11 protein-coding genes and 2 pseudogenes are annotated in these 10392 nt (G+C 40.5%); 9 read left to right on the forward strand and 4 right to left on the reverse strand.

Going from position 1 to position 10392, the window contains the following annotated elements; genetic code table 11:
- Positions 1 to 78: 78 nt before the first annotated feature.
- A complete protein-coding gene (locus ACWXW9_RS02590; protein ID WP_494928135.1) occupies positions 79 to 360 on the forward strand; it encodes a hypothetical protein in 282 nt (93 codons plus the stop codon).
- An 820-nt stretch (positions 361 to 1180) separates the two neighbouring features.
- On the opposite strand, the gene ACWXW9_RS02595 is transcribed toward ACWXW9_RS02590, so the two are convergent.
- A complete protein-coding gene (locus ACWXW9_RS02595) occupies positions 1181 to 1486 on the reverse strand; it encodes a transposase (protein ID WP_494928136.1) in 306 nt (101 codons plus the stop codon).
- Between ACWXW9_RS02595 and ACWXW9_RS02600 the strand changes: the two genes are divergently transcribed.
- The 3 genes from ACWXW9_RS02600 (at position 1422) to ACWXW9_RS02610 (ending at position 3878) form a co-directional block, all read left to right on the forward strand.
- Complete coding sequence (locus ACWXW9_RS02600) at positions 1422 to 1607, forward strand: hypothetical protein (RefSeq protein WP_494928167.1); 186 nt, start codon at positions 1422 to 1424, stop codon at positions 1605 to 1607. The two genes, ACWXW9_RS02595 and ACWXW9_RS02600, sit on opposite strands and share 65 nt — an antisense overlap.
- Before the next feature lie 216 nt (positions 1608 to 1823).
- On the forward strand, positions 1824 to 2918 hold the full coding sequence (locus ACWXW9_RS02605) for an L-dopachrome tautomerase-related protein (RefSeq protein ID WP_494928166.1): 1095 nt from the start codon (positions 1824 to 1826) through the stop codon (positions 2916 to 2918).
- A gap of 489 nt (positions 2919 to 3407) precedes the next feature.
- Complete coding sequence (locus tag ACWXW9_RS02610) at positions 3408 to 3878, forward strand: hypothetical protein (RefSeq protein WP_494928137.1); 471 nt, start codon at positions 3408 to 3410, stop codon at positions 3876 to 3878.
- Between the two features lie 247 nt (positions 3879 to 4125).
- Here the strand turns inward: ACWXW9_RS02610 and ACWXW9_RS02615 are convergent, their stop codons facing one another.
- Positions 4126 to 4248, reverse strand: coding sequence for a hypothetical protein (locus ACWXW9_RS02615; RefSeq protein ID WP_494928138.1), 123 nt, complete (start codon positions 4246 to 4248; stop codon positions 4126 to 4128).
- Positions 4249 to 4951: 703 nt separating this feature from the next.
- Between ACWXW9_RS02615 and ACWXW9_RS02620 the strand changes: the two are divergent.
- From ACWXW9_RS02620 to ACWXW9_RS02635, 4 genes and pseudogenes are all read left to right on the forward strand, one after another.
- A pseudogene (locus ACWXW9_RS02620) lies at positions 4952 to 5050 on the forward strand (alpha/beta fold hydrolase); the annotation flags it as partial.
- 1 nt (position 5051) lies between these two features.
- Positions 5052 to 6052: pseudogene (locus tag ACWXW9_RS02625) on the forward strand (IS3 family transposase); the annotation flags it as partial.
- Positions 6053 to 6669: 617 nt separating this feature from the next.
- Positions 6670 to 7761 carry an NAD(P)H-dependent flavin oxidoreductase gene (locus tag ACWXW9_RS02630; protein ID WP_494928139.1) on the forward strand — a complete coding sequence of 364 codons (1092 nt, stop codon included), beginning with the start codon at positions 6670 to 6672 and terminating at the stop codon, positions 7759 to 7761.
- Between the two features lie 35 nt (positions 7762 to 7796).
- On the forward strand, positions 7797 to 8189 hold the full coding sequence (locus ACWXW9_RS02635; protein ID WP_494928140.1) for a tautomerase family protein: 393 nt from the start codon (positions 7797 to 7799) through the stop codon (positions 8187 to 8189).
- 604 nt (positions 8190 to 8793) lie between these two features.
- Here ACWXW9_RS02635 and ACWXW9_RS02640 read toward each other — a convergent pair.
- Positions 8794 to 9345 carry a GNAT family acetyltransferase gene (locus ACWXW9_RS02640; protein ID WP_494928141.1) on the reverse strand — a complete coding sequence of 184 codons (552 nt, stop codon included), beginning with the start codon at positions 9343 to 9345 and terminating at the stop codon, positions 8794 to 8796.
- A 235-nt stretch (positions 9346 to 9580) separates the two neighbouring features.
- Positions 9581 to 9910 carry a hypothetical protein gene (locus ACWXW9_RS02645; protein WP_494928142.1) on the reverse strand — a complete coding sequence of 110 codons (330 nt, stop codon included), beginning with the start codon at positions 9908 to 9910 and terminating at the stop codon, positions 9581 to 9583.
- A gap of 107 nt (positions 9911 to 10017) precedes the next feature.
- Between ACWXW9_RS02645 and ACWXW9_RS02650 the strand changes: the two genes are divergently transcribed.
- On the forward strand, positions 10018 to 10221 hold the full coding sequence (locus ACWXW9_RS02650; protein WP_494928143.1) for a hypothetical protein: 204 nt from the start codon (positions 10018 to 10020) through the stop codon (positions 10219 to 10221).
- The last annotated feature ends 171 nt before the right edge of the window (positions 10222 to 10392 follow it).

The following is a 10392-nucleotide window of genomic DNA, read 5'->3' on the forward strand; positions in this document are numbered from 1 at the left end:
GGAATATAAACAAAATCTCAACCGCATACTTATTTCTGTTTAAATTAATGATCTTTGCTCAATGGAGGAGGACACACCTTGCCCAATGGAAACAAAATTGATCTAGCCACCGAAGATGCAAGAAAACCGGCAGAAGGTACACTTAACTCGAGCGGCAATACGCTGGAGCAGCATGCATCTAACGCGGTTTCTGAGGCGCAAACGGCTTTAAATCAGGCGATAAGCTCGATAAGTAGATCTAATTCGGCAACAAATTCACAAGCTTTGGAGACGGCCCGGCAGCAATTGACCCAAGCAGAGGAATTTTTAGATCAAGCGCAAACTTCAGCAAACGCATTACGTCTGCCGGACCAACAATAAAACGGTCTTGGCTCAGATAGGCTTGGCAAATATTCTCCTTCTTTTTCGGATACAAGTGGAGTCAGGCTCACTAATGTCGAGGTATGGTCGTCTGTCTATGTCGAGAATACGTGTCGGATGATGTTTTTTCCGAATTTACGCCGATACTCTCCGCATGGGCAAATGACCTGCGTTGACGCTCGGAGGAACTATTTGCCAAAGACACGGAGAGTCACCGTCAAAAGGCTTCGGCTTGCGCCGAAGCCTTTTGTTTTTTGAGATGTCTCGGACATTTTCAAAAAACTTAATCAAATCGGATATTATTAAGCAGTGGAGCCCAATTTATACAATTTGCCGGACTTTGATCTCTTCCTGAAGTCAGCCTGTTTCACTTTAGAAATTATATCGACAAAAATTAGCTCATCTACGTATCGGAGCACCGCACACTCATTCACAAGATTAGCATTACAGGCAGCAAAGTGGAAACTCGCATCGCCAATGCGTCGTATGATGCCACCTACCTGCTGACGGATGTTGATGTCTCACCAGCTACAAACTGGTCGGCATCAACCGGATGAAGATGGAGGGGATATTCCATCGCATCTTTGCACCGGCTCAGCTCGACCTCACCATCCATCACCTCTTCGGCCACCCTTATGGCCGCAGGAATGGTTCCTTGTACCGCTGCACGTGATTGACGAAGCGGTGAGAGTTACCTGAACAAGATTCTAAAGCTTTCGAACTTCTTGTTTAACAATTGCTTCTTGCTGTCGTTTTTCGAAATAATTACCGCCTAAATCTTTGTAATCCTCGCTGCGCGTGAGGAGATGGTAAACAATAGTCATGATGGAGTGGGCGACCGCCACGGCCGCTCGGTTTCTGCCTTTTCAGCGTCGGTACTGAGCGCCAGAGTAATTGTCGGATCTGCATACGGAATGGGCAACTTCAATGAGTGCCGAACGGAGGTATTTGTTGCCTTTGCGAGAGTCTTGGAGGATTTTCGTTTACCGGCACTTTCGTTCTGCCTTGGAACTAGACCTATCCACAAACAGAGATGAGTGTCGGAGGGGAAACGCGCACCAATGTCGGTCCCGACTTCGGCCAGCTTTTCCGGATCAGAACATGCCGGTACTTTCCATGGCCACATGAGTGAAGCGATGTTGCTTGATCCAGTCGATCAAATCAAGCAGGAAAACCGTGTAGGTATGAAACGTCTTAATCTCTTTCCTTCGGGAGTTACGACACATGCGGTAATGGACTTCTTGTGAACATCCAAACCGCAAGCTCGCTCGATCAGGACACCCATAACATTCACCTTTCTACGGCAATTAAAATTGAGGACTGGCGCAACAACCAGCAAAGGGTTACTCTCCCCCGCGTGCTTCTATGTTTCGGTTAGAAAAGAATCATTAAGAGCCAGGCATTAGAAAAAGTTTTAAACATATTATAGGTAATATCCGTTCAAATATGTTGGGGAGGATATCATAAAACCTATGTTATCTATGGAAGAATATTTCGGTAAGTTAGAACTCGTTTATTCATTTTATGGGGCTATGCCTACAGGCGTTAGTGTATCAGAAACCGGGCGTATCTTCATTTGCTTTCCGAAATGGGGAGATGACGTTAGATTTACGGTAGCGGAAATTATTGAGGGTCGGTTGCAGCCTTATCCTAATTTAGAAACGAATTTGGTAAACCCTTTGAATATCACTATGTCTTTCATCAGTGTCCAAAGTGTAATTGCTGATGGAAGGGGAACCCTGTGGGTACTGGATACAGCTGCACCAAATTTTTCTGAGCCTATTAAAGGAGGGGCAAAATTAGTCGCTGTAGATTTAAAAACAAATACAATAAGAAAAGTATATACGTTTGCAGAAGATGCAATCTTGCCGACAACGTATCTGAATGATGTCCGATTTGATTTTCGAGTTGGTAAATCAGGTTACGCATATATAACGGATTCTTCTTCCAAAGGTCCAGGCGCTATTATAGTCGTAAATTTAGAAAATGGAAATGCGTTTAGACGGTTAAATGGAGCAAATTCAACTTCACCCGATCCGTATTTTTTACCGAAAGTGGAAGGTAAAATTTTGATGAATCGAAACACAGATGGTTCGACATCTCCCTTTCGATTGGCCTCTGATGGTATAGCGATTTCCCCTGATGGAAAAATTATATTTTTTTGTCCATTAACCAGTCGTCATCTATACTCGATCTCAACAGAAGCCCTAAGAGACAGAACGATACCGGATTTCAATTTACGTTATCATGTGCAGTATTGGGGAGAAAAAGGTGCGTCTGATGGATTGATAACCGATGCAAAAGGAAACGTTTACGCTGGTGACTATGAAAACGATAGTATTCGAAAGATATTTCCGAATGGAATAATGGAAACCATCGCACATGATCCGAGAATTTTATGGCCGGATACTTTTTCTATTGGTCCAGATCAATACTTATATGTTATTGTGAACCAATTACATCGGCAGGCAAGATTTCATTATGGAAAAGACCTGCGACAAAAACCTTATAGTTTACTTCGTATAAAAATTGATGAATTACCTGCTCCTACCTTTTGATAAATATTTCACTTTACAAAGTTGACTCTATTTGCATAGAAAATGCATTTCATGACTTTATGGTTATTAAGAATTTGGAGGCTGCCGCTCGACAGCCTGTTCAACTAACTAGGAACGTTAGTTTTACAACAATACATGCTGCCACATAATTAGTAGCGGTATGTATTGTTAATTTCAGCAATTACAGGGAAATTCTACATGTTCTTATGTATACATAATTTAGAACGTTTACGTTTTTTAAGAAATTGGAAATCAAATAGCTTTAATCGGTATGCTAGCTGCTGTTATTTTTGATCTTAAGCACTACACTACATTGTAGACTATCGGTACTCTGTTAAGAGCTAACAGGCAGTTTAGTTCAACAAGTAATCTTAATTCCGAAAAAAACATATTAAACAGTATTTTACTAATTTTATGAATTTGATTTGTAACAAATTCACTTCTTCTATCGTTGAATAATTAGTGTCGAATAAGGATAGGAGGGTTTATATGAAGAATACAGTCTTGTTATTCGTTATGGCACTAACTCTTATAGGTATAGTTGGTTGCATGGGTGTTCAGCCAAAAAACAAGGACCTTGAGGGAGACAAACCACCAAAGGTTCAAATTCAGATTGATAAACGAATGTACAAAACAAAACTCGGCACATATTGCTGGACAACATCATGTGTGGATTCAGCTGGTCCAGTTGAACTTTTAAAAGGAAAAGAACCGATTCCAGTAAAGCCTGGTGATGCTGTAAAATTCCTTATGAATTATGAGCCCCAACCGAATAAATTTCATGTCGAGCAATTCTATGAAGGAAGACTTACAGAAGTTTTATTGAAAGAAAATAGTTTTCAAGTTCCTACAGAAAAAGGGACATATTTTTATTCATACGGGGTATGGTGGATGGATGATGATGTAGAGAACCAATCTCGTGGCGATGCGTTTTATTATTTTGCCCTAAAGGTCACCTAGAGATTAAGATAACTAACGCAATACGATGGTATCATAAGAATAGGCTGCTGTAATATCGGCTGCCTTTTAATTGAACTAACGGGCGGGATAGTATCAACCGTACGGGGAATTGTTTGTAGATGAAAGGAAGAAAATTTGTTATGCCAGTCTTATGCTGGGATAACCCCACAAACATCTCAAACGAGAGTTCCCCAGATTCAACTTCTCATTTGTATAACCAATTTCCCATTCGTACGCTTTGTTTCAATCATGGGCTTCGATCAGACCCATTTCTGTCAAAGGGAATAGGCTCATTGAAAGTTGGAGCGGCTACCTTCTGTTCTTTCAAAACATTCGGATTCCCGTAACCATTGATCACTATTGCCTTCATTATGATTCCTCCTAAATATTTAACAATTGTTGATTTATGGACAAACGTTGACTGGAATTAATATTAAATGTGCTGCAACATGAATTCAATCGTTAATCACGAATAATTTGTTCATTAATCAATAGATTCCAAATTATCGTTCATTATGGAAGCGGGGACTTGCTCTTGACAGTAAGCATTGACACAGCGGGATAATGAGACTAACAATAATATCCACCTAAGGGGAAATATTATCCTAATTTATATACAAGAAATGATTGGGGGTTATCAGCTTGGGGCGTCCAAATAAACAACATAATCCGGGTGATACTATTGAGTTCTTTTTTAACTCTAATCAAATTGCACAAAATACACCAGGCTGTATTTTTTTGGTTCACTTGAGAATTTGATTCCCTTCAAAGATAAGCTCTTATGTAAAAGTTGTATTGATGATGCAACAAAAATGGATAATGGAGCTGCAAACTGGCGACGGTAACTCAACTGGCGTAGTCTCTTTAATCCAGATTAGGTTCTTCGGTTGTAAAACTATAAATCGAACCGGTGTATCGGTGGCTAGCCTTTAAGCCAAATGATACGCGTGCTTCTTGTGGAACCGCAGATAAGAGTCAAGCAGATGATTAGGCACGTCAGAAAAAATTTAATCTTGATATAGTGATATAATGATTTATTGAACAGAATTTATCGTAACCAGGAGGAAGAGTCAATGGATAGCCAACAAATTCTCATCCGAAACAACGTCAAAGTAAGGGGCTTTGGTTCCAAGACTCTTATATTCGCCCATGGCTTTGGCTGTGACCAGAACAAAACCCAGAGCAGCCATTGCGGAGGAATATGACCTCACAGCCTCCGCTTTAGACCGTTGGATCAAGCAAACCAAGACCACAGGCTCCTTCAAGGAGAAGGACAATCGTTCACCCGAAGAAAATGAATTGAATGCTCTAAGGAAAGAAGTTCAGCGTTTGCGGATGGAGAACGATATTTTAAAGCAAGCGGCGCTGATCATGGGACGAAAGTAGCTATCATCCAGAACAACCGTGATAAATACTCGATATCAGCAATGTGTGACGTCCTGCAAATGGCAAGAAGTTCATTCTATTACGAAGCGAAAGAACAACTAAAAGAAGTTAAACTCACGGAAGCGATTGTGGAGATTTTCCACAAGAATCGAAAAGCCTACGGCACGCGAAAGATCAAAGTTAAGCTCCAGAAACAAGGCTTCATCGTGTCCAGACGCCGCATTGGCCGGATCATGAAAGAGCAAGGCCTAGTTTCCACTTATACCGTAGCCCAGTATAAGCCCCATAAAACGGCTTGTAATGAAGCGACAACAACGAATGTGCTGAATCGTGAGTTTGAGCAGACAGAAGTCAAACGCTTTGTCGTCAGCGATCTGACGTATGTGAAAGTCCAAAACAAGTGGCATTACGTTTGCGTGCTCATCGACCTGTTTAATCGAGAGATTATTGGTCATAGTGCAGGTCCACATAAGGACGTTGCTCTGATTTCACGTGCCTTTGCTACGGTACAGGGTGATTTGCGTCACATTCTGTGGTTTCATACGGACCGCGGTAGTGAATTTAAAAATCAAAGGATGGACGAGCTTCTGAAGACAATTGAAATCGGCTGGTCTCTGAGCATGAGAGGCTGTCCCTATGACAATACCGTGGCTGAAGCCACTTACAAAGTCATGAAAACTGAGTTCATCCACCAGATGAGCTTCCAAAGCCTTCGTCATCTGGAATTGGAATTAGACGATTACGTCAACTGGTTTAATAAGCATCGAATTCACGGAACACTGGGATACTTCGATCTCGAAAATGTAAGGGTTAGAGTAAAGAATTTTGATTTAAGTGGAAAATCGGTTGATTTTTATTTCCATGCCGGTAATTGTCATGAACACAAAGATCCGTTGAAGAGGTGCTCACTATTTCTTCAAGGATTAAATAATCTAGAGGAGCACAAAGCTACGGATAAATCGAATGCCAAGCATTGTTCATGTATTAATCAGTTAATGAAAGAAGAACCGGAGAGTTTGTATCCGATCAACTTATACAAATATAAATGTGGTCACTACAGTACAGGTCAAGGGCAGCATAGGTTATGTATATCTGGCACCTTGGGCAGATATTGTTTTAGGATGTACTCACTTTTCTTACTATAGAAATACATTTAGAACACTATTTTCATCAGATGTTAATATAATTGATGGAAATAATGGAACTGTAAAAAATTAAAAAAAGTATTGGAAGAAATGAATTCTTTAAATGAAGGCAACGGCAATATTTCTTTCTTTTGTTCAGAAGTCAAAGTCGAGGATAAGGCTAAATTAAAAGATTTTAATAACCTGTTCAAAAGATTGGACGCTATTAACGAATGTAATTGAAAAGTCTGAGATTTTACAATAAAAGGAGGTTTTTAAAGGTGTTTGAGACTGATTTGACGCGTGCTCTTAAAATTCGATACCCGATTTTTCAAGCGCCGATGGCTGGTGGCGTTTCGACGCCCGAATTAGTAGCGGCAGTTTCAAATGCCGGTGGGCTAGGCAACTTGGGGGGCGGATACTTAACACCGGAGCAACTCCGTAGCGAGATCCAAAAGATCAAGCAACGAACGGACCAGCCTTTCGGAGTAAACTTGTTTGTGCCTGAGCAATCAGAAGAGTCGGAAGAAGCAATCTACCGGATGAGAGATTATCTCAATAAATACCGCATCAAACTTGACACTGCTCAAAATCCTTCGATTTTGAAGTTTTCAGAATCATTTGAGGAGCAGGTACAGGTACTGTTGGAGGAGCGTGTACCCGTATTTAGTTTCACTTTTGGCATACCATCTCAAGACGTGATCCAAACCATGAAACGGCATGGAATATTCATTATTGGAACTGCAACAACTGTTGATGAAGCCAAGCAATTGGAAACAGCTGGTGCAGATGCAATTGTAGCTCAGGGGAGCGAAGCAGGAGGGCATAGGGGAACCTTCATGAAAGACCCTTCCCATGCTTTGATAGGCGCCATGGCTATTGTTCCGCAGATCGTTGACCATGTGTCGATCCCGGTCATCGCAGCGGGGGGAATCATGGATGGGCGGGGACTTGCAGCAAGCCTTGCATTAGGAGCCGCTGCAGTACAGATGGGCACTGCGTTTCTAGCCTGCCCCGAGAGCGGCGCCCACGAAACGTACAAACAGAAAATCCTCTCGACAAATGAGGACTCCACTGAAATTACACGTGCATACTCCGGAAAGGCTTCAAGAGGTATTCAAACAAAATTTATGATTGACATGCATCAGTACCCAGGGACAATCCCGGCTTATCCCATTCAAAACGCGATGACCCGGGACATTCGTCAGGCGGCTGCAAAAGCGAACAACCCCGAGTATATGTCACTTTGGGCGGGCCAGGGTCTTCGGTTAGCAGGCGACCAACCTGCCGCTTCAATTGTAAAACAAACCATTGATCAAGCCAGTGTTCTTGTCCGAAAATTTTCTTTTATTAGAATGGTTGATGATAAATAGGGAAAAATAATTTTTATTAAAAGGAGGAAGTTAAAATGCCATTACTTCGTTTTGATCTTATTAAAGGACGAGATAAAGCAAGCCTGAAAAAACTTTTGGATGTTGCCCACCAAGTTGTTGTGGAAGCTTTTGACGTTCCTGAGCGAGATCGTTATCAAATCGTTCACGAACACCCGGCGGATCATATGATTATTGAAGATACTGGGCTAGGCTTTAGCCGTACCGATAGTCTAGTTATTCTCTCCATAATAAGCAAAGCCCGGCCAAAAGAGAAGAAACAAAAGCTCTATTCCTTACTGGCTGAAAGGTTAGAAGCTGAATGCGCCATCGCACCAACCGATTTAATGGTATCTATTGTTGAAAATAATGATGATGATTGGAGTTTTGGACTAGGGGAGGCACAATTTTTAACCGGTAAGTTAAGCTGATTCAACGCTAGTCGTTTCGATCTCAATCGGTGCTATCCATTATATTAATCGCCCTTAAATTGGCCCGGTAGGCTAGTTGAAGGGCGATTTCCATGAGTCTTGGTATTGAGATGGTAAAATAGGCTTATGGATGTTCAAAAATTACAATTACATACAAGGGGTAGCATCTGAATTTGAGTTTCGATTCTTACTGATGCCGGATATCACCAGAATCTCTTCAGAATGTTCTACGGCTAGATGGAGAACGCGACAAAGACGTTCATTCTGAGTAAGATAAGCATAGTTACCAATTGAGCCTAAAAATAAGGTATCTTGTTGCAGCTTACAATACAGCATCTCTTCCTCATTGACCGAGTATAGGCAAAACTATCTTGAATTTTGGGGACAAAAGGCTATAACCATAAATCATAATTCTTCCGATAGTAGAGATCTGAATTATCTGGTCTCTAACCATCAGAGGTGTTTTTTTGCATATGGCAAATCCCTTTGTACTCAATTTTCCTTTATAACTACAAATTGGAAATCTATCGTGTTATTCAGTAGAACTAACGGTGCACCGCCAATGGTCTAACGGGCAGGGCAAGCAAACAATATGTTTATCCAATCATTCTGATGTGTAACAACCCAATTCATAGTAAGTATTATTGTTGAAATCAAAGCTTTTAATCACGTCAAGACCAAGCTTTTTGGTATGGGCAGCGTATGATCTGTGATTGATGTGGTTTATAAAAGTTATCAATATCGGATATTTTTTACTCATTTGCATTCTGGAAAAATCAAAAACCTTTCGGAGTACTACCGTACCCCTGTAATCCATATCAATGCAAATTGGCCCATACTGATAAGTGTTTTCAGTAGAAAGCGTAATTCCCTTATATTCTGTATCTTTCAAATCGTCAATCATAAATTGAAAAAGAGGCCACTTAGCCCAATACTTCCATGAGGCAGCCATCACATAAGCAACAATCTTCTGGCCATGACATGCAATTGTAATTCCATTTTCTTTTTCAATTAATTCCTTAAATTGTTCTTCTGTAAATAAGGTTGTTACGAAGCCATCGGGTTTGTCTTTTTCACTAATGGTTGTAATGTGATATTTTTTTTGTAATTCCACTATAGCAGATATATCATCAACAGTAGCGTTTCTATAAATCATTGTTATCCTCCTATATGAAATGAGCTAAAAAACTTATACCACAGCATACATCATAATTGAAACCATTTTAAATGACAATTATTGAATTGTTTATGGGAACAGCGCCTACTCATTTGGTTTGCAGTTATTTCATTCCATTCCAGTCGATTGCTATCCGCTTCCCGGAACCTTGAAATCAAGGCAGACGTAATTTTACTAAAGTTATATGAGTGTTTTGGACATTATAAAATATATTTTAGCACCCCCGGATTTCTTCCCGTAACGGATCGATATCTTCTGTAATTGCAATATTCGTAATGTTCGCTTGTGTCAATTGAAACAGGAAAGGGAGGCATTTTTTCAGAACCGCTTTTTGTATCATGTTCAGTGCAGGCAGGTAGAGATTAAAGAAAATTTCAAAATTTTTTAGATGCAACGCCATATCCGACATCCCATGACCTTCATCCTTGTAAGGCGGGTGTTCTTCGCCATCTTCTCGCGTAGAGTGGGGCGAATCTCCATGGGGTTCATTCTGCCATTGAAGTCGCCCCCCGCATTGATCCAGTCCCCATTCAGGTTCATACACGGTTCCCGATATTCGGATTCAGGATCGACAAAGATAATCTTAATCAGGATTTCTATACAGATAAGTCGCTGAAATCGCGGCTTTTTTTGTTTTAACGATGCAAGTTCTTGTCCCGAGCTAATGACCTGCGCCACCGTGAAAATCAGAAGAGGGAAATTATAGATTTAGATTCAACTATGCATGCCGAAATAGCAAAAAATGGTATTTTAGCTACAATAGCTACAGAAGAATTGATTGATGTTGCTATGGTAAAGCTTAAAACAATTTGGGATACAGATGATCGTGTTGGTTTGGATCAGGTTCAACTATGAAGAAATCGTTATTTAAGATGAAAAGTTTTAAACCAATAAGTGTGACAATGAAAATTTACGAAAATCCAAGTGATGAAAATAAAAGAATTCAATCTTACGTTGATCAATATGTAGCAAAGTTAAGGACATAAAAACAAGCATTTTAAAATCGCCTTTAGTAGGCGATTTTTT

It is taken from the genome of Paenibacillus sp. LT-B23, from assembly GCF_059417685.1.